Source organism: Embleya sp. NPDC059237 (genome assembly GCF_042754105.1).
Lineage (GTDB): Bacteria > Actinomycetota > Actinomycetes > Streptomycetales > Streptomycetaceae > Embleya.
In genome coordinates, this window is the sequence record NZ_JBHZAE010000016.1 from 15,757 (window position 1) to 35,819 (window position 20,063).

The 20,063-nt window shown below is 72.2% G+C and carries 13 protein-coding genes; 6 read left to right on the forward strand and 7 right to left on the reverse strand.

What is annotated here, in order from left to right:
- Positions 1-175 precede the first annotated feature (175 nt).
- From ACFXKZ_RS37690 to ACFXKZ_RS37705, 4 genes are read left to right on the forward strand one after another with little or no spacing between them, the layout of a single operon-like run.
- Positions 176-1,750, forward strand: a complete 1,575-nt coding sequence (locus tag ACFXKZ_RS37690; RefSeq protein WP_380007497.1) for an AMP-binding protein — start codon at positions 176-178, stop codon at positions 1,748-1,750.
- The gene (locus ACFXKZ_RS37695) at positions 1,747-4,227 is read left to right on the forward strand and encodes an amino acid adenylation domain-containing protein (protein ID WP_380007500.1); all 2,481 of its coding nucleotides are present in this window, start codon (positions 1,747-1,749) and stop codon (positions 4,225-4,227) included. The genes ACFXKZ_RS37690 and ACFXKZ_RS37695 overlap by 4 nt, the downstream gene beginning before the upstream one ends.
- On the forward strand, positions 4,224-5,471 hold the full coding sequence (locus ACFXKZ_RS37700; protein WP_380007503.1) for a cytochrome P450: 1,248 nt from the start codon (positions 4,224-4,226) through the stop codon (positions 5,469-5,471). The genes ACFXKZ_RS37695 and ACFXKZ_RS37700 overlap by 4 nt, the downstream gene beginning before the upstream one ends.
- Before the next feature lie 24 nt (positions 5,472-5,495).
- Positions 5,496-7,016, forward strand: a complete 1,521-nt coding sequence (locus ACFXKZ_RS37705; RefSeq protein ID WP_380007506.1) for a tryptophan 7-halogenase — start codon at positions 5,496-5,498, stop codon at positions 7,014-7,016.
- Here ACFXKZ_RS37705 and ACFXKZ_RS37710 read toward each other — a convergent pair.
- The 7 genes from ACFXKZ_RS37710 to ACFXKZ_RS37740 all read right to left on the reverse strand — a co-directional run bounded on the left by ACFXKZ_RS37710 (position 6,988) and on the right by ACFXKZ_RS37740 (position 17,673).
- Positions 6,988-11,475, reverse strand: a complete 4,488-nt coding sequence (locus ACFXKZ_RS37710; protein WP_380007509.1) for an amino acid adenylation domain-containing protein — start codon at positions 11,473-11,475, stop codon at positions 6,988-6,990. The genes ACFXKZ_RS37705 and ACFXKZ_RS37710 overlap by 29 nt on opposite strands.
- Before the next feature lie 41 nt (positions 11,476-11,516).
- The gene (fabG, locus tag ACFXKZ_RS37715; RefSeq protein ID WP_380007512.1) at positions 11,517-12,263 is read right to left on the reverse strand and encodes a 3-oxoacyl-ACP reductase FabG; all 747 of its coding nucleotides are present in this window, start codon (positions 12,261-12,263) and stop codon (positions 11,517-11,519) included.
- Between the two features lie 11 nt (positions 12,264-12,274).
- A complete protein-coding gene (locus tag ACFXKZ_RS37720) occupies positions 12,275-13,369 on the reverse strand; it encodes a beta-ketoacyl synthase N-terminal-like domain-containing protein (protein WP_380007515.1) in 1,095 nt (364 codons plus the stop codon).
- Between the two features lie 11 nt (positions 13,370-13,380).
- Positions 13,381-14,625 carry a beta-ketoacyl-[acyl-carrier-protein] synthase family protein gene (locus tag ACFXKZ_RS37725; RefSeq protein WP_380007518.1) on the reverse strand — a complete coding sequence of 415 codons (1,245 nt, stop codon included), beginning with the start codon at positions 14,623-14,625 and terminating at the stop codon, positions 13,381-13,383.
- A gap of 25 nt (positions 14,626-14,650) precedes the next feature.
- A complete protein-coding gene (locus ACFXKZ_RS37730) occupies positions 14,651-14,893 on the reverse strand; it encodes an acyl carrier protein (RefSeq protein ID WP_380007521.1) in 243 nt (80 codons plus the stop codon).
- Between the two features lie 46 nt (positions 14,894-14,939).
- On the reverse strand, positions 14,940-16,208 hold the full coding sequence (locus tag ACFXKZ_RS37735; protein WP_380007524.1) for a cytochrome P450: 1,269 nt from the start codon (positions 16,206-16,208) through the stop codon (positions 14,940-14,942).
- A gap of 67 nt (positions 16,209-16,275) precedes the next feature.
- Positions 16,276-17,673 (reverse strand): cation:proton antiporter, encoded by a 1,398-nt coding sequence (locus tag ACFXKZ_RS37740; RefSeq protein ID WP_380007527.1) that lies wholly within the window; start codon positions 17,671-17,673, stop codon positions 16,276-16,278.
- Between the two features lie 404 nt (positions 17,674-18,077).
- On the opposite strand from ACFXKZ_RS37740, the gene ACFXKZ_RS37745 reads away from it, so the two are divergent.
- A complete protein-coding gene (locus tag ACFXKZ_RS37745) occupies positions 18,078-19,547 on the forward strand; it encodes an MFS transporter (protein WP_380007530.1) in 1,470 nt (489 codons plus the stop codon).
- Positions 19,544-20,008: a MarR family winged helix-turn-helix transcriptional regulator gene (locus tag ACFXKZ_RS37750; RefSeq protein ID WP_380007532.1), complete on the forward strand. Its 465-nt coding sequence runs from the start codon at positions 19,544-19,546 to the stop codon at positions 20,006-20,008. The genes ACFXKZ_RS37745 and ACFXKZ_RS37750 overlap by 4 nt, the downstream gene beginning before the upstream one ends.
- Positions 20,009-20,063: the final 55 nt, after the last annotated feature.

A 20,063-nucleotide genomic window follows, 5' to 3' on the forward strand; every position in this document is an offset into this window, starting at 1 on the left:
CGCTTCCAGCGCCGATCCGACAGTCTCTGCCCTGCTCGCCGCCGCACCCCGGTCCGGCGCCGCGTGCCGGCCCGAAGCCCGGCACCGCGACGGAATACCCACGAATCCCGCAGGCCCGCCGGCGACAACGCGGCGGCGCCGCACCCTGCAGCCGTACATCGGATGGGAGTACGCCATGCCCGGCAACGACCACTACGTCCGACAGATCCTGGAGTCGTTATCCGTCGACGAGGACCGGATCAGCCTGGTCCACGAGGACATCCCGACCCGCGCCGGTGAGTTGGCCGCCGCGGTGCGCTCGGCCGCCGCCGGGTTGCGCGCGCTCGACGTCGGCGTCGGCGACGTGGTCGCGGTGATGACGGTCAACAACACCCCCGCGACGCTCGTTTTGCGCTACGCCGCCGGCCTCGTCGGCGCCCTCGTGGTGCACGTCGGCACGGTGAACGCGGTCGATCCCGGCGATGTACTGCGCGCCGGCGAGCAGTTCGAGATGGTCGCGAGCACCGGGGCGACCGTGTTCGCGATCGACGCGGACAACGCCGCCCGGGCCCGCGAGTTGCGCGCCCGGTTCGAACGACCCGTGCTCCTGGTGGCATTGGGCGACCTCGGTCACGATGTCACCGACCTGAGCCTGTCGTTGCCCGACGCCTTCGATCCGGCCGACGCCGCCCAGGGCGAACTCGCCGTCGTCACCTACACCAGCGGCTCGACGGGTCGACCGAAGGGGGTGTGCTGGTCGTTCGAGGTGCGCAACGACGTCACCGCGCGGATGGCCGCTCTGGGGCACCGGCAGACGATGTTGGTCACCGCGCCGCTGACCCATACGGCCGCGTTCACCTCGGACAACGTCCTGGTGTCCGGCGGCACGGTCGTGCTGCATCAAGGGTTCGACGCGGCGGCGGTGTTGCGCGCGGTGGGCCGGCACCGGATATCCCGGGTGATGTTGTCCGCCCCGCAGGTGTACGCCCTGGCGGACCATCCCGACGTCGGCACCACCGACCTGTCCGGCCTGCGCGACCTCGGCTACACCGGCAGCCCGGCCTCCGCCGACCGACTCGCCGAGGCGGTGAAGGTCTTCGGCCCGGTGCTCGGCCAGATCTACGGCAGCAGCGAGTGCGGCCTGATCTGCCGGCTCACCGGCGACGACCACACCCGTCCGGAGTTGCTGAGCACCGTGGGCCGGCCGGTCGCACCGGTGACGCTGAGCATCCGGGACCCGCTCGACGAGCGTGAACTGCCCATCGGCGAAGTCGGTGAAGTGTGTGTGCATACGCCGCTGGTGATGGCCGGGTATTGGCGGGACCCGGAGGCGACCGCGCGGACCCTGCGCGGCGGTCGGCTGCACACCGGCGACATCGGACACCTGGACGAGCACGGTTATCTGCACCTGCGCGGCCGGCTCGCGGACGTCGTCAAGACCAAGGGCATCAAGGTGTATCCGGCGGCCGTGGAGAAGGCCCTGTCCGGGCACCCCGCGGTGGCGCAGGCCGCGGTGTTCGGGGTCGCCGACGCCGACCGCATGGAGCGTGTGCACGCCGCCGTGGTCGTGCGCGACGGCCGGCACGTCACCGCCGAGGAACTGCGCGAGCACGTCGCCGCGATCCTGTCACCGAACCAGTCCCCCACCGTCGTGACGTTCCGCGCGGAGTTGCCGGTGCTCGGCCTCGGCAAACCCGACCGGATGCGGCTGCGCGCGGAGGCCGAGGCCGCCGGCGCAGCGCCGGCCCACAACGCATCGGAGACGAGATGACCCTGCCCACCACATACGCCGGCGACCTGGACACCCCTCCCGCCGAGCACGCCCGGGGCGGCGCGTACCCGCCCGCACCGACGGAACCGACCCTGCTGGTGCCGGCGCTCGCGGGGGCCGCCGAGACCGGTGCGCCGGCGAGCACCGAGCGGGAGCTGTCCGAGGCGACGAGCGCTCGGCTGACCGCGCATTGCGAGGCCCGGGGCCTGACCCTGGAATCGGTGGTGCGGGCCGCCTGGGGCGCGGTGTCGAGCCTGCTGACCGGCAACGAACACGTGGTCTTCGGCGGGGCGATACGTCCCGTCCACCTGCGGTACCGGCCGGCCGCCTCGCTCGCCGCGACGGCCCGGCAGGCCGAGGGCGAACCGGACCGGGACCACTCGACGGGCGCGTTGTTCGACAGCGCGGTGTACATGGCCGGCACCGACCCCGTGGGCTCGCCCGCCGGCGGGGTGCCGATCCACTGCACCGTGCATCCGGGCCGTCGGGTGCGGCTGTGCGTGCGCGCGGCGGACGGTACGGCCACCGAGTTGCCGGCGAACCTGCTCGTCCGCTTCCTCGACGCGTTCGCCGACGATCCGGATCGCCCGCTCGGCACGATCGCCCTGCTGACCGGCGACGAACACCACCGGATGTTGACCGAGTGGAACGACAACGGCGCGGACCCGCCCGCGATCTCGCTCGCGGAGGTGGTGCGGCGCCAGGCCCGTGTCAACCCGCACCGGACCGCGCTGGTCGGCGACGGGGAAACCCTCACCTACGCCCAACTCGACCGCCGCGCCGACCGCTTGGGCCGACTGATCCGGCGCCGGGTCCGCGGTACCGAGGACATCGTCGCGCTCGTGTTGCCCCGCTCGGTGGCGATGGTCGTCGCGATCGTCGCGGTCGGCCGGGCCGGCGCCGCCTACCTGCCCGTGGATCCCGAATACCCGGCCGAGCGCGTCGCGTTCATGCTCGGCGACGCGCGGCCCGCGCTGCTGGTGACAACCACGGGAGCGGCGCCGCCGTCCGGTGTCGGGCCGGAGCGGATCGTGCTGGACGAGCCCGAGACGGGCACCGCGCTCGACACACTCGACGCCGAAACCGAGACCGAAACCGCCGCCGAGACCAAGACCGAACCCGAGGCCGTGAACGGCCGACCCCCGTACCGGACGGCCGATCCGGCGTACGTCATCTACACCTCCGGAACGACCGGACGCCCCAAGGCAGTCGTGGTCACCCACGCCGGCCTGGCCTCGCTCGCGGCGGCGAAGGTGGCGCGCATGGCCGTCGCGTCGGACAGCCGTGTCCTGCAGTTCGCCTCCCCGAGCTTCGACGCGTCGGTCACCGAACTGCTGGCCGCCTTCACCGCCGGCGCCACCCTCGTCGTCCCGCCCGCCGGGCCGCTGGTCGGCGAGGAGTTGGAACGGGTGCTCGTCGACGAGCGGATCAGCCACGCGGTCCTGCCGCCGGTCGCGGTGGCCGGCCTCGCCGAACCCCGGCTGCCGGGTCTGCGCACCCTGGTGATGGCGGGCGAGGCGTGCCCGGCCGAACTGGCCGCGACCTGGTCGGGCAAGCACCGGACGATCAACGCCTACGGCCCGACCGAGGCCACCGTGTGCGCGACCATGAGCGAGCCGCTGTCGGGTTCGGGACGGCCGTCGGTGGGCGGGCCGGTCGCCGGCCGGTCGGTCTACGTGCTCGCGGACGGGCTGCGCCCGGTGCCGCCGGGTGTGGTCGGCGAGTTGTACATCGCCGGTCCCGGTCTGGCCCGGGGCTACCTGCGGCGGCCGGGCCTGACCGCGGCGCGATTCGTGGCCGACCCGTTCGCGCCCGGGGAGCGCATGTACCGAACCGGGGACCTGATGTCCTGGCGACGGGACGGAAGCCTGACCTTTTACGGTCGGGCCGACGACCAGGTCAAGGTCCGCGGGTATCGCATCGAACCGGGCGAGGTGGCCGCCGCGGTGGCCGAACACCCGGATGTCGCCCGCGCGGTCGCCGTGGTCCGCGACGACACGCCGGCCGGCCCGCGGATCGTGGCCTACGCGGTGCCGGCGGGCGAGGCCGCGCTCGATCCCGCCGCCCTGCGCGAGCACGTCGAGCGGTTCCTGCCGGCGTACATGGTGCCCGCCGCCTTCGTGGAGGTCGCCGAGTTCCCGCTCACGCCCGGCGGCAAGCTCGACCGGGCCGCGCTGCCTGCGCCGCAGGAGGCGCCCGCGACCCCGGGCCGGGCGCCGCGCAACCCGGCCGAGGCCGCCCTCGTCGCGTGCTTCGCGAAGGCGCTCAACCTGTCCGCGGTGGACATCGACGGCGACTTCTTCAAGCTCGGCGGCAACAGCATGCTCACCATCGTGCTGATCCGCGAGGCCCGCCGGGCGGGACTGTCGATCTCACCACGGGACCTGATCGACCACCCCACGATCGAGGCCCTCGCCGCGGTGGCCGAAACCAACCGGCTGAACCGCGCGAACGCGCACCAGAGGAGCCAGGCGTGAACACCCGACCCATGATCTCCCCCGACGACATCGACGACATCGACCTGGCCGACGCGCGGCTGCACGCCGAGTACGACCTGCGTGAGGTGTGGCGCCACCTGCGCGCGCACCGGCCGATCCACTGGCACACCCCGCGCGAGTCACGCCCCGGCTTTTGGGTCGTGAGCCGCTATGCCGACGCGATGACCGTCTATCGCGGCAAGGACCACTTCACCACCGAGGGCGGCAACGCGCTGGCCACGATCCTCACCGGCGGCGACTCGGCGTCGGGCACCATGCTGGCGGTGACCGACGGCAAGCGGCACGCGCAGATCCGCAACATCCTGATGCGGGCCTTCTCTCCCCGGATGTTGGAGGAGATCAAGCAGGCACTGCGGGTGACGGTGGATCAGCTGCTGGTCGAGGCGATCCGCAAGGGCACCTGCGACTTCGCCCACGACGTGTCGGGGAACGTACCGCTGGGCGCCATCTGCGACCTGCTCGCGATTCCCCGGGAGGACCGGCGGCAGTTGCTCGACCTGACCTCGCACGCGTGGAGTTCCGACTACGCCGACGCCCCTTACCAGGACAGTTGGACGGCGAAGAACGAGATCCTGCTGTATTTCTCCGACCTGGCCGAGACCCGCCGGGACAGCAGGCACGACGACGTGGTGAGCCTGCTGGCCGGCAGCCGGATCGACGGGGAACACCTGTCCGACGCCGAGCTGATGGCCAACTGCTACGGCCTGATGATCGGCGGCGACGAGACCGGCCGGCACGCCATCACCGGAGGGCTGCTCGCCCTCGTCGAGAACCCCGACCAGTGGGCGGCCCTGAAGAAGGGCGAAGTGGACATGTCCACGGCGGTGGAGGAGGTGTTGCGCTGGACCCACCCGTCGCTGCACGGCGGCCGTACGGTCACCTCCGACGTGACCGTCGACGGCCATCGTTTCGCCGCCGGCGACGCGGTCAGCGTGTGGATCTCCTCGGCCAACTTCGACGGTGAGGTCTTCGCCGATCCGGACCGCTTCGACCTCAACCGCTCCCCCAACAAACACCTGACCTTCGCGTACGGCTCGCACTTCTGCCTCGGCCACTACCTGGCGCGGCTGGAGGTCGAGGCCGTGCTCGACGGACTGCGGCGCCTGGTGGCCGACATCGAGCCGCTCGGGCCGCCGCAGCCGATCTACTCCAGCATCCTCTCCGGCATGCAGTCCCTGCCGGTACGTCTGATCCCGGAACCGCACGCAATCGCCGCGGCCTGACCCATCTCGAAACGGAGACCAGCCATGAACACAACCGATCGGGAGTCCACGGACGTGGACGTCGTCGTGGTCGGCGGTGGGCCGGGCGGCTCGACCGTCGCCTCGTTCGTCGCGATGCAGGGCGGCCGGGTACTGCTGCTGGAGAAGGAGAGCTTCCCCCGGTATCAGATCGGCGAGTCGCTGCTGCCGTCGACCACGGAGTGGATCTGCGGACTGCTCGGCGTGGCCGACGAGGTGGAGGCGGCCGGCTTCCAGACCAAGACGGGCGGCACCTTCCTGTGGGGCGCCAGTCCCGAGCCGTGGTCGTTCACCTTCGCGACCGACACCCACCGCGGTCGCCACGCGTTCCAAGTCGAGCGGATGAAGTTCGACAAGATTCTGCTGGACAACGCCCGCCGGGTCGGCGTGGACGTGCGCGAGCGGTGTTCCGTGCGCGACGTCCTCGGCGATTCGGAGCGGGTGCGCGGCGTGCGATACACCGACGCCGACGGGGTGGAGCACGAGGTCACCGCGAAGTTCGTCGTCGACGCCTCCGGCAACACCAGCCGGATCCGCCGGCATGTCGGCGGTACCCGCGAACTCGCCGAGTACTTCCGCAACATCGCCGTGTTCGGGTACTTCGAGGGCGGCAAGCGCATGGACCCGCCCCGGCGGGGGAACATCCTGTGCGCGGCGTTCGGCGGCGGCTGGTTCTGGTACATCCCGCTGACCGACGAGCTGACGAGCGTGGGTGCGGTGGTCCCGGCCGAGATGGCCGACAAGATCCAGCAGGACCGCGAGGGCGCGCTCGACCGGTTCATCGCCGAGTCGCCGATGATCAGCGACTTCCTCGGCGACGCGCGCCGGGTGACCGAGGGTCCGTACGGACAGGTGCGGGTGCGCAAGGACTACTCCTACAGCAACACCCGCTTCTGGCGGCCCGGCATGGCACTGGTCGGCGACGCCGCCTGCTTCGTGGACCCGCTGTTCTCCACCGGCGTCTACCTGGCCACCTACAGCGGCCTGCTGGCGGCCCGCTCGATCAACAGCGTGCTCGCGGGCCGGCTCGACGAGCAACGCGCGTTCGCCGAGGCTGAGTTCCGCCACCGCCGCGAATACGAGCTGTACTACGAGTTCCTCAAGGCGGTCTACGACACGCACCAGGACGAGACGTCGTACTTCTGGACCGCGAAGAAGCTGACCGGCGCCGCGGCCTCCGAGGCCGACGCGTTCAGCTACCTCACCGCGGGCCTGGGCGCCGGCGAGTACACGCCGCTGGACGGTGGGTCCGCGACCCCGGCGCCGCGCACGCGGGGGCGCGGGCCCGACGAGGACGCCGGGATGCGGGCGTTCTGGGAGGGTCGGACCCAGGAGTTCACCACCGAGAACCACCCGGATCCCAACCACCTGCGGCTGGAGGGCGACAACCACCGGCGGTTGCTCGACACCATCGCCGCCGGGTGGCGGGACCGACCCGACCGGCTGACCGTGTCGACGGACGGCATGTACTGGGAGGAGCCCGCGCCGGCGCCCGCGCTCAGCGAGCCCGCAGCCGAGGCCGGATGACCTCGGCGAACCGGGCCAGCGGCTCCGGCTGAGTCATCTCCCGGTGCTCGCACCCGATGTCGTGCACCTCGATCGGCCCGGTGACCCAGGGCCGCCAGACCTCTCGGTTCGCCGAGTCGGTCCGGCGGCCCTTCGTCGCGCGAAACAGCAGCAGGTCACCGTCGAACACCGCCGCGGGCGGTCGGCGGATCAGCCGGGCGTTGTTGAGGAAGACGTCCACGACGGCGTGCCGGCTCGCCGCGTCGAGCGCGGACAACGGGCCGCCCTCGACGCCGAGGGCCGCCACCGCCCGGGCCCGGTCCGGCGGCGCGTGCGCCGGGTCCGGAGCGCCGCCGACGAAGTCCACCAGCTCGGCGAGCAGTTCCGGCTCCGACGGCTCCGACGGCACGCGGCCGTTCGCCGGACCGACGCCCGGGAAGCTGTCGAGCACGGCCAACAGCGCGACGGCCTCGCCGCGCGCCTGCAGCATGGTCGCAAGGGTGTGTGCGACGTGCCCGCCGAAGGACCAACCCATCAGGTGGTACGGGCCGTTCGGCTGCACCTTCAGGATCTGTTCCAGGTAGTCGGCGGCCATCTCCGCCACGGTCGCCGGCAGCGCCTCGCGACCGTCCAGGCCGCGTGCCTGGAGGCCGTGCACGGGCTGGTCGTTGCCGAGGCTGTGCAACAATCCGGCGTAGCACCAGCTCAGCCCGATGCCCGGATGCACGCAGAACAGCGGTGCCCGCTCGCCCCGGGTGCGCAGCGGCAGCAGTACGCCCAGCGCGTCGCGCCGGCCGCCCTCGCCGAGCCGCCTGGCCAACGCGGCCACGGTCGGCGCCTCGTACACGTCCCGCACCGACGGCTCGGCGCCCAGGACGTCGCGCACCCGCTCGACGAGGTGCGCCGCGAGGAGCGAGTGGCCGCCGAGATCCAGGAACGAGTCGTCGATGCCCACCGACGGCAGCACCAGCGCCTCGGCGAAGAGCCGGCACAGCACCTCCTCGCGAGGTGTGCGGGGGCCACGGCCGGCCGGGTTCGGCTCGACGCGCGGGGCCGGCAGCGCCCGCCGGTCGGGTTCGCCGTCGGCGGTCCACGGCAGTTCGTCGAGTACGACCACCGCGGTCGGCACGGGCCGCTCGCGCAGGGTTCCGCCCAGATACGCGGCGCCGGCCAGGTACGCCCGCAGCGCTCCCGGATCGATCCGACGGTCCGGCGCCGGGACGGCGTAGCCGACCAGCCGGCCGTCGGTGAACGTGACGGCGGCGCGGGCCACGTCGGGATGCTCGGCCAGGATCGGCCCCAACTCCGCCAGGTCGGCGGGATCGATCGCATCGGGCGGGGTGTCCTCGGCGCCGGCCGGCTCGCCCAGGGCCAACCGGGCCGCCAGGCCGGCCACGGTGGGCGACTCGAACACATGCCGCACCGACAGTTCGACGCCGAGCACCTCACGCACCCGGCCGAGCAGTCGGGTGGCCAGCAACGAGTGGCCGCCGAGGTCGAAGAAGTCGTCGTCGACCCCGACCGCCTCGACCCCCAGCACCTCGGCGACCAGTTCGCACAGGGTCTGCTCGGTCGGCGAGCCGGGCCGCCGTCCGCCGCCCGCGCCGGTGGTCTCGGGCGCCGGCAGTGCGCCGCGGTCGAGCTTGCCGTTGCCGGTCAGCGGCAGCGCGGCGAGCACCACCACGGCCGCCGGCACCATGTGTTGCGGCAGTCGGGCGGCGAGCGAGCGGCGCAGCGCCACCGGTTCGACGGTGCGCCCGGGCTCGGGGACGACGTACGCGACGAGCCTGCGGTCACCGGGCCGGTCCTCGCGCAGGATCACCACCGCGACGCCGACCTCGGGCTGTTCCGCGACGGCCGCCTCCACCTCGGCGGGTTCGACCCGAAACCCCCGCACCTTCACCTGGTCGTCCGCGCGGCCCAGGAACCGCAGGGTGCCGTCGTCGTACCGGCGCGCTAGGTCCCCGGTGCGGTACATGCGCGAGCCGGGCGGCCCGAACGGGTTCGCCACGAACCGCGCGGCGGTCGGCCCCGGCCGGTCCCGGTAGCCGCGGGCGACTCCGGGCCCCGCGAGGTACAGCTCGCCGGGCACCGCGATCGGCGCCGAGGACAGGCCCGGCGAGAGCACATGTGCCTGCGCGCCGCGAATCGGCGTCCCGATCGGCGGTGCCTGGTCGCCGTGCAGCGCGGCGCTCGCGGTGGCGCACACGCTGTACTCGGTGGGCCCGTAGGCGTTGACGAGGGTGCGTCCCGGCGACCACTCGGCCACCAGCGTGCCGGAGACCGCCTCCCCGGCGACGACCACCGTGGTGCCCGGGGGGATCGTGTCGGTGGGGATGCTCGCGAGCACCGCCGGGGTCAACGTCACGTGGGTCACCGGTGGTCGGCCGGCCAGGGCTTCGGCGATGGCGTCGATGCGCGGGCGCCCGGGTTCGGGCAGGACGAGCGCCGCGCCCGAGGTCAGCGCCTGGCACAGTTCCCAGAACATCGCGTCGAAACCCATCGACGCCGCCTGGAGCACCCGACTGCCGGGGCCGACGCCCAACGTCTCGCGCTGCCATCGGGCCAGGCTCGGCACACCGGCGTGGGTGACGAGCACACCCTTGGGCGTGCCGGTCGAGCCCGAGGTGTGGATCAGGTAGGCGGGGTGCGCCGGGCACAGCGGCCGGCTGCGCTCGGTGTCGGCCGGCTCGTGGTCGGGCAGGGCCGCCCAGCGGCGCGCGATGTGCGCGTCGTCGAGCACGAGAGTGGATGCGGCCGAGCCGTCCAAAAGCGCGGCGTGGTGCTCGCGGTCGGTCAGCACCAGGTGCGGCACGGCGTCCGCGAGCAGGAACCGCAGGCGCTCGACCGGGTGTTCGACGTCCAGGGGCACAAAGGCGCCGCCGGCCTTGAGGATCGCGAGCAGTGCCACGATCAGCTCCACCGAGGGTGGCAGGGCCACCGCCACCAGCCGCTCCGGGCCGACCCCGCGGCGCATCAGGTGGCGGGCCAGCCGATTGGCGCGGCCGTGCAACTCCCGGTAGGTGACCGTCTCCGTACCGCAGTGCACGGCCGGGGCGTCGGCGTGCGCCCACGGCGCCAGCAACTCGGGCACCGTGGCGGTCGGGGTGTCGTCGTCCACCGGCCCGGAGGCCAGGGCCCGCAGCCGATCGCGTTCGGCGGGCGTGGTCAACTCCAGTCCCACGACCGGTAGTGCCGGCTCGGCATCGATCACTTGGCGCAACACCCGGAACAGCCGGTCGCCGTGCGCGGCCAACTCCGGGCGCCCGTACAGCGCCGGGTTGGCATCGAAGTTCAGCTCGTATCCCTCGCCGTCGCCGAGATCCTCGGCCGCCACGGCGAAGTCGCCCACGGGCCCGTTGGTCAGGCTGTGTACGCGCCAGGTCCGCCCGCCGGAACGCAGACCGCGCGGGAAGGACGTCACGTTGACCACCAGGCCGAACAACTCCCGGTCACCGGTGCCGCGTTGCAGGGCTCGGCTCAGTTCGCCGCTGCCGTGCCGCTGGTAGCGCAGCGCCTCCAGCAGGCGCTCGGCCGCCTGTGCGCGCAGCTCGGCCACCGTCGTCGCGGGGGTGACCGTCATGCGCAACGGCACCGCCTGGGCCAACATTCCGGGAATCCGCCGCAGGTGCCGACTGTCCCGCCCGCCGACGGCGAGCCCGACCACGACGTCCGACGCGCCGGTGATCCGGTGCAGGTAGGCCGCCGCGGCGGCGACCAGGTGGGCCGGCGCGCCCGACGCCGGCGGCCGGTTCGGCGCCGCGGTGCCGCGCAGCGCGGCGGGCGAGAGCAGCCGGGTCTCGCGCAGGAAGTCGGTGGGCAGCGCGGTGGGGGGTTCGCCGAGTCGGACCGGCTCAGGGGCGTCGCGCATGCGCTCCAGCCAGAAGTCCCGACACCGCCCGAACGCCGCCGAGGCGCGGAACTCCCCTTCGTCGTGGAGCAGTTCGGCGAGGGTGCCGAAGCCGCACGGCGGTATCGGGGCGCCGTCGTGCAGCGCCGGATACACCTCGGCGACACGACGCACCAGCAGCCCGACGCTGTACGCGTCGAGCAGGAGGTGGTGGTTGGCCAGATACCACAGGAACCGGTCGGGACCCTCGCGAAACAGCGCGAACGAGAACAACGGCGCCCGCTCGATCACGCGCGGCTCGCGCAGGTCGGCGCGCATCCGCTCCAGGGCCGTGGCGCGCGGATCGGGCGCGGCGCCGATGTCGAGATACGGCAGCGACCAGTCCGGCTGCGCGCCGACGATCTGGCGCGGCTCGCCGTCGACCTCGACGAACCGCAGCCGCAGCGCGTCGATCTCGTCGACCACGTGCCGCAGCGCGGATTCGAACACCTCGGGCCGGACCGGGCCGAGGATCTCGACGTAGCCGCCGATGGTGTAGACGGGGTTCGCGGGGGCCGACTGTTGTGCGAGCCAGATTTCCCGCTGCGCCGCGGTGAGGGGCAGTGTCGCGGCCGTGGCACCCGGTTCCATCTCGCTCCGTTTCCTGTTCTTTCGGTTCCCTGGGGTTGCGGTCAGATGGTGATTCCGCCGTCGATCTCGAAGACGGACGCGGTGATGTACGCGGCGCGGTCGGAGGCGAGGTAGCCGATGAGGTCCGCGACCTCCTCGGCGCGGCCGAATCGGCCCAGCGGTACCGCGTCGAGCAGCTTCTTGCGCGCGCGTTCGGGCATCGCCCGGATCATGTCGGTGTCGACGAGTCCCGGTGCCACCGTGTTCACCCGGATCCCGAACCGGCCCACCTCCTTGGCCAGCGCCTTGGAGAAGCCGATGATGCCCGCCTTGGACGCGGAGTAGTTCGTCTGCGAGGGATTGCCGTGCACCCCGGCGACCGACGACAGCGTGACCACGCTGCCCCGTCGCCGCTTCATCATCGCGAACACCGCGGCCCGGCAGACCTCGAACACGCCGGTGAGGTTGGTCTCCAGGACGCTGTGCCACTCCTGGTCGGACATCAGCACGAGCGGTTGGTCGCGGGTCACGCCGGCGCACGTGACCGCCACCTCGACCGGCCCGAGGCGCGCCTCGGTCTCGGCCAGCCAGGCCCGGACCGCGTCCCCGTCCGCCACGTCGACCGGTACGGCCAGGCAGCGCGCGCCCGCCTCCTCGACCAGCGACTCGACTTCATGCGCCGCGGCCGCGTCGGAGCGGTAGCAAAAGCTGGTGTCGAAGCCCTCCCGGGCCAGGCGCAGCACGGTGGCGCGGCCGATCCCGCGCGAGCCACCGCTGACCAGCGCCACCCGGCGATCGTCGTCCGGCATCGTCTTTCCCCTCAGGCTCGTGGCCGGCGGGCGGCCGAGTGATGCTCGCCCAGCCGCAGCAGCGCGCAGGCGACGGTGCCGTCGCGGTCGACGGAGCTGACCAGCGCCGCCCGCCCGGCGGCCGCGGGCAGCCGGTCCGATGCGCTGAGCACGGACACGAGTTGGAAGGCGGCGGAGGCCGCGCCGGTGTCGCCGAACGGCAGGCGTGGCAGCCGGTCGAGCGCGTTCGGGGCGAACAGCCGTGTCAGGGCCGCCCATTCCCGCTCGCCCGCGGGCCCCGGCGGCCGGCTCGGCGACACCGCCCAGACCTCGTCCGCGGCCACTCCCGCCGAGGCCAGCACCTCCACCGCCACCTGCCGAATCGTGTCGGCCGGATCGTCACCGCGGTGGACCCGGCTGCGTACCGACAACACTTCGGCGAGCACGGGAGCGCCGGCCGCGCCGTCGCCCAGGATCACCGCGCACCCCTCGCCGAGCGGCATCGGATCGGCGTCGTCCGCCCGGGCGTGGTGTTCCAGCCAGGAGCGGGTCACCGAATACTCCTCCGCCGCGCCGCACACCACGCGCCGCGCCCGACCGCAGGCCAGCAGTCGCCGCTGGTAGCTCAGGGCCAGCAGGCCGGCCGCGCGCCCGCCGGCGATGGTGGCGTTGGGTCCGCGCAGCCCGTAGCGGATCGCGCATTGCCCGGCGGCGCAGTTCATCACGGTGTTGGGAGTGCGTGCGGGGTCGACGTGATATGGGCGCGCGCCCTGGAACGATTCGCGGGTGAAGTCGGTCATGCTCTGCACGCTGCCGGTGGCGGTGCCGAGCACGAGTCCGGTCTGCTCCGGCGCGTCCGGTGCCGGGTCGGGGTCGGCCTTTGCCAGCAGCCGTCCGACGGCGACCGCGGCCAGCGCGGTGACCCGGTCCATGGACCGGGTCTTGCCGCGGAGCGCTTCCCGCGGCGAGAAGTCGGGCACCAGACAGGCCCGCGAGCCCGGTGCCGGCGGGGGTGTGGGGGTCGGCGCGGCGGCGGGCCGGGCACCGGACCACAGGCCCTCGGTGAAGGCGTCCCGACCCACGCCGAACGGTGATACGGCGTCCCACGCCGTGATGGCGATGCCCATGCGACGATTCCTCACTGGTATCTGCCGAGGACCACCACGGCGTTGTTGCCGCCGAAGGCCATCCCGTTGTTCTGTACGATCCGCAGGTCCGCCTCGACCGACGTGTTGGGAACGCAGTCGATCGCGCATTCGGGGTCGGTGCGTTCGTGGTTGATGGTGGGCGGGATGAAGCCGTGGGTGATCGCCAGCGCGCATCCGATGGCGCCCAGCGCGCTGGCCGCGCCCATGGAGTGCCCCAGCATCGACTTCAATGCCACGGTGCGGGGCGGGTGTTCGCCGTACACCTCGCGGATGGCCATGCTCTCGGTGACGTCATTGGGTATCGTGCCGGTGCCGTGCGCCGAGATCAGGTCGACCTGGTCGGGGGTGACGCCGGCGTCGCGCAGCGCCAGGTCGATGCAGCGGGCGACGCCCGCCTGGTTCGGCGCGACCGGGTGGAAGGCGTCGCAGCTGAGCCCGAATCCGAGGATCTCCGCGTAGATCCGGGCCCCGCGACGCAGTGCCGAGCCCAGTTCCTCCAAGACCAGCACCCCGGCGCCCTCGCCGGTGAGGATCCCCTTGCGGTCCACGTCGAACGGTTGGCACCGGTCGGGCGCGATCGTGCCCAGGCGGTAGAAGCCGGCGAACGTCTTGCGGCACATGGCGTCCGCGCCGCCGCACAGGGCCACGTCCACCTCTCCGGAGCGGATCGCGTCCAGGCCGGTTCCGATCGCGTAGTTGCCCGCAGAGCAGGCGGTGGCCACGGTGGACGCCTCCGCGCGGTTGAGGGCGAGTTCCTGGGCGACGGCGGTGGAGAGCCGGATCGCGGACACCCGCCGCACCGTGACCGGGTCGTACTTCTCGGGTCCGTCGGCGAGTTCGCTCTCCACGAGCCGGTCCAGGTCGTACGCCTCGCCGTCGGTGGTACCGATCGCGACCAGGACGGGTTCGTCCCGCAACCGGTCGAGCGGCAGGCCCGCGTCCTCGACGGCCATCCGGGCGGCCGCGACCGAGAACCCGGTCGCCTTGCCCAGCGTGTCGACGTCCAGGTTCCGGATCCATTCGGCCGGGTCGAACCCGACCACCTCGCACCCGTTGCGGTGCTCGAAGCCGTCGGTGTCGAACACGGTGATCGGTCGGACCCCGCTGCGCCCCTCCCGCAGTGCCCGGGCGAATTCGTCGGCGCCGATGCCGATGCTGGACAGCACCCCGACGCCGGTGACGACCACGCGCCGCCGCCCGGCGGGCGGGTGGTCCGCCGCTGCTCCTGTTGCCATGTGCGCCCCCTCGGCCGGCCGGTCGCTACCAGCCCGGCGTCGCGTCGAGTACCTCGTACACACCGCGCAGGTTGACCATGCGCGGTACTTCGGACTGGGCGATCACCACGTCGAATCGCTTCTCCAGTCCGGCGAGGATCTCGATCAGATTCAGCGAGTCGGCCTCGTGGTCGTCGACGAATCTGCTCGTTTCGGTGACCTCGGACCGCTCCAGCTCCAACAGTTCGCAGACGAGGTCCGCGACTTGGCCCCGGCGTTCGTCGTCCATGTGTGCCCCTCTTCCGTCCCGACCCCCGATGCGGGCGGGTTTGCCGTCATCGCGCCGTACCGGTGCCCGGTACGGCGCTCGTCGTGGGTTGCCGCCCCAGGTGTACGGGCAGGTCCACCAGGCCGTGCATGACCACGCTCGGGCGCCGGCGCAGTTCGCCGACGGGGACCGCGAGCGTGATGTCGGGGAAACGTTCGACCAGTCGGCCGAGGGCGACCTGCGCCTCCATGCGGGCCAGCGCGGCTCCCAGGCAGAAGTGCATGCCGTGCCCGAAGCTGAGGTGGCCGGTGATCCGCCGTTCGATGTCGAAGGCGTCCGGGTCCGGGATGCGCTCGTCGTGGTTGGCCGCGCCCAGCGCCAGCAGCACGAGGTCGTTCGTCGCGATCGGGGAGCCGTGGATGCTCATCGGTTCCGCCGCGTATCGCCAGGTGGTGACCGGGGCCGGCGAGTCGTAGCGCAGCGTTTCCTCCACCGCCGCGTCCACCAGTTCCGGCCGCTCGCGCAGTCGCGCGAACTGGTCCGGGTGCTCCAGGAGTGCCAGCAGCGCGCTGCCGAGCAGGTTCACCGTCGTCTCGTGGCCTGCGATCAGCAACAGGCAGGCCATCGACACCAGTTCCAGCGGGGTGAGCCGGTCGCCGGTGTCGCTGGCCTCGACCAGGTCGGAGAGCAGGTCGTCGCCCGGCGCGGAGCGTTTGGCGGCCATCGTCTGCGCGAGGTAGCCGCCCATGGCGGTGGTGGCCCGGCGCAGTTGGTCGCGCGAGGAGGAGCCCACGACGACGGTCGACCAGGCGCGGAAGGAGCGTTGGTCGGCGCGCGGAATGCCGAGCAGTTCGCAGATGACGGTGAGCGGCAGCGGGAAGGCGAAGGCGTCGATGAAGTCGACGCTCCCGTCCGCGGCCCGCACGACCATGGCGTCCAGCAGTTCGTCGGTGAGCTGCCGGACGAGCGGTCGCAAACGTTCGATGCGGCGTGCGCTGAAGCCCTGGGCCACCAGTTTGCGCAGCCTGGTGTGCTCGGGCGGGTCGCTGTTGAGCATGTCGGTGGCGACCATCTCGCCCACATGCGATCCGTCGAGCCCGGGCGGTGTGGCCCGGTCGATGATCGCCCGCAGCCGGGCCGAGTCCTTGCACAGGCGCCGGTCGGCGAGCGCGGCGGAGACCTCCGCGTGGCCCGTGACGACCCACACCAAAATGCCGCTCGGAGTATTCGCGCGATGTATCGGACCCACCCGGCGCAGCTCGGCGAATACGCGGTAGGGATCCTGCATATAACGGTCGCTGAATAGCCCGTGCTCGTGCACCGATTCGATCGTCACGACGCCCTCCTTTCCTCCGGTGCCGTCTTCGGGTTGCCGTCTTCGAGTTGCCGCCGAATTACGCGTCTCATCGCTCGGGTTCGGTTTTCCCCGGGGAGTGAAAACGGCCGGACAATGGCGTGTCCTGCGGTGATGGGGATCGACCGTACGGGACGGTATCGACATTGACAATGTCCACGGTCGGACGGATGCCGACCGGTCGCGGATCCGCTCGAAAGCCCAGGCGTCCCAGCAGCGGTCCGGTCATGAGCGTGGTCACCAGAGCCATGATCACCATGGCGGTGAACATGCGTGTGTCAAGTACGCCCAGCCCGAGACCCACGTTCAGGATGACCAGTTCGGTGAGTCCGCGGGCGTTCAGCAGCACGCCGAACGTGAGCGCCTCGTGCCCCGACGCGCCGGACAGCCGGGCGGCGACGGCCGCTCCCACGAACTTGCCCACGCACGCCACCAAAACGACGGCCACGACCATCACGAGGCCGCGCCGGCCGAGGCTGCCGAGGTCCACCGACAGGCCGGTGACGGCAAAGAAGACCGGCAGCAGGAACAGGCCGGTCTGGTCGATGCGTTCGGCAACCTCGGGAGCCCGCTCCTCGACCTCGCGGCGCGGTACGACCACGCCGAAGGCGAAGGCGCCGAAGACGGCGTGCAGCCCGATCACGTTGCCGGCCCAGGCGGACAGCAGCACGCCGGTGACCAGCACGGCGTGCAGGAGCGCGCCGCCGGCCGAACCGCGCCCGGAGGCCGTCAGCCGGCGCAGTCCGGGGCGCACGATGTAGCCGAGGACCAGCAGGAACAGCGCCGTCTCCAGTGCCATTCGGATCAGCGGCCAGGACCCGCCGGCGGTCGCGATCATGACGATCACGGCCAGCACGCACCACGCGAGGAAGTCCTGGATGGCAGCGCAGGCGAGCGACATCGCGCCGATGCGGCTGTGCTGCATACCCCGTTCCTCGATGATCCTGGCGAGCACGGGGAAGGCGGTGATGGACATCGCCGCGCCGAGGAACAGGGCCGGCGCGAGCATGCCGTCGGTATCGAGCCGGGACTTGTCGTACCAGGGGTAGAGCAACACCGCCAGCCCGGTTCCCAGCAGGAACGGCAGCGTCACGGAGGCGAGCGACACCGCGGTGACCCGGCGTCCGGTCCCGCGCAGGTGCGCGGCATCCAGCCGATGGCCGATGCCGAACATGAAGAGCACCAGGCCCAGTTGCGACAGCGCCTGGAGGAGCGGCCGGGTGTCCGCCGGGAACAGCGCGTCGGTGGGATCGCCCGGGAGCAGGCCCAACACGCTCGGCCCCAGGGCGAGCCCCGCGACGATCTCGCCGACCACCGCCGGTTGTCCGACGCGGCCGGCCAGTCGGCCGAAGACGAAGGCCGCGGCGAGGATCAGGGCGAGCCCCGCGAACATGGTCCCGGTGATCGCGTCGGCGGAACGGGCGGCAAGGAAATGGGGTTCGGACAAGGTCGGCTCTCCCCCGGTTCTGAATCCACTGAACGACAGGAACGACGATTCGCCTCCGACACGGGTTGACTGCGGCCGGGAATGTCCGGCGTGGCGAATCCCGAGGCTCGTACCTCGTACCTCATACCTCGTATCGCGCACTTCTCGACCGGCCATGCGGGAGAAACGCCGTCGATATCGGGTCGTCGAGCGCCACCGCATCAACGTAGAGCGGTCGACGGGCCCTTTCAAGGACCCGGAATTCACCGCGTGACGCGATTTCACCGTCCTGCCGACAGGACAACATCGCACTCGCCCCGACCCGGGCCCTGCGGTAATGGGCCGCGGCGGACCGGTTGACCGTCGACCCAGATCGTTGTACAACTATAATGGTTGTAGACCAGTAACGATTGATGGGGTGGTACATGTCGTCGCCCACCGGGATCGGCCGCCGCGAGAAGCTTCTCGTCCTGTCGACCTGTTGCCTGAGCCTGTTCATCGTCGGGCTCGACAACACCATCCTGAACGTGGCGCTGCCGTCGATCCGGGGCGATCTGCACGCCTCGGTGTCGCAGCTCCAATGGACCATCGACGCCTACACGTTGGTGCTGGCCGCGCTGCTCATGGTGGCCGGCTCGACGGCCGATCGCATCGGCCGGCGTCGGGTGTTCCAGACCGGACTGGTGGTGTTCGCCGTGGGCTCGGCGTTGTGCGCCGTGGCGCCGGGGCTCGGGTGGTTGATCGCGTTCCGCGTGGTGCAGGCGGTCGGCGGGTCGATGCTCAACCCGGTCGCGATGTCGATCATCACCAACACCTTCACCGAACCCCGCGAACGGGCCCGCGCAATCGGCGCGTGGAGCGCGGTGATCGGCGTCGCCATGGCGCTCGGGCCGATCGTGGGCGGTGCGCTGGTCGACTCGGCCGGCTGGCGGTCGGTGTTCTGGATGAACCTGCCGGTCGCGCTCGTCGCCATCGTGCTCACCGCGCTGTACGTGCCCGAGTCCAGGGCCGCGCGTCCTCGGCGGGCGGATCCGGTCGGTCAGGTGCTGGTGTTCGCCTTCCTGCTGTCGCTCACCTACACGATCATCGAGGGCCGCGCCCAGGGGTGGACCTCGCCGCTCATCCTCGGCCTGTTCGCCCTCGCCGCCGGCTGCCTGGCGGGTCTGGTGTACCGCTCACCGCGGCGCGTGGAACCGCTGATCGATCTGCGCTTCTTCCGCAGCGTGCCGTTCGCGGGGGCGACGGTGACGGCCGTGTGCACGTTCGCCGCGATGTCCGGATTCCTGTTCCTGAACACGCTCTACCTCCAGGACGCACGCGGCTGGTCGCCGACCGAGGCGGGTCTGCGTACGCTGCCGATGGCGGTGATGACGGTCGTGTTCGCGCCGATCTCCGGGCGGCTGGTCGCGCGGGTCGGCCCGCGCATACCGCTGGTCGGGGCCGGTGTCGCCATGGCGGCGGGCGCGGCGTTGCTGGTCGGACTGGCCGAGGACACCTCGACCCTGCGCATGGTCGCCGCGTACGCCGTCTTCGGCGTCGGCTTCGGGCTGGTCAACGCGCCGATCACCAATACCGCCGTGTCCGGAATGCCGCGTGCCCAGGCGGGCGTCGCCTCCGCGATCGCCTCGACCAGCCGCCAGTTCGGCCAGTGCCTCGGGGTCGCGGTGGTGGGCACCACGATCGCCTCCGTGCCGGGCACACCCGGCGGCGCCGACCTGGCCGCCGCGACCCACACCGGGTGGTGGATCGTGCTGGGCTGCGCGGGCGCCGTCGCCGTCCTCGGTATGCTCACCACGGGCCGCCGGGCCCTGCGCACGGCCGAGCGTACGGGCGCGGAACTCATGCCCGCGGCGCCGCCCGCCGGCACGCAGGAAACGACGGACGTGAGGCAATGAGCGTATCCCCCGCGCACGACGCGACGAGCGACGCCCCTTCGGATGCCGCCGGGCGAATCTGGCGGGGGATGCGCGTGCTCGTCGTGGAGCGGCACGACCGCCGCCGCGCGGTGACCGAGGCGACCGGGCTGAGCTTCGTCCGGGTCAAGGCGCTGCGGCGGATCGCCGCCGGTCCGATGTCGATGCGCGAACTGGCCGGCCGGCTCGCCACCGACAAGCCGTACACGACGCTGGTCGTCGACGACCTCGAACGGCGCGGCCTGATCGAACGCACCGTGCACCCCACCGACCGCAGGCAACGCATGCTGGCGGCGACCCCGGAGGGCCGACGCCTCGCCCGAATCGCGCGCGACATCCTGGACGAGCCCCCGGCGACGCTGCGCGACCTGCCCGCGGCCGACCTGGCGGTGCTGGACCGGGTGATCACGGCGCTGATCGACGCGGACGAGCCGGCGCGGTAGGGACGCCCCCGCGGCGTGTCGGCCGACTTCCCGAAGCCCAAGTCGTATGCACACA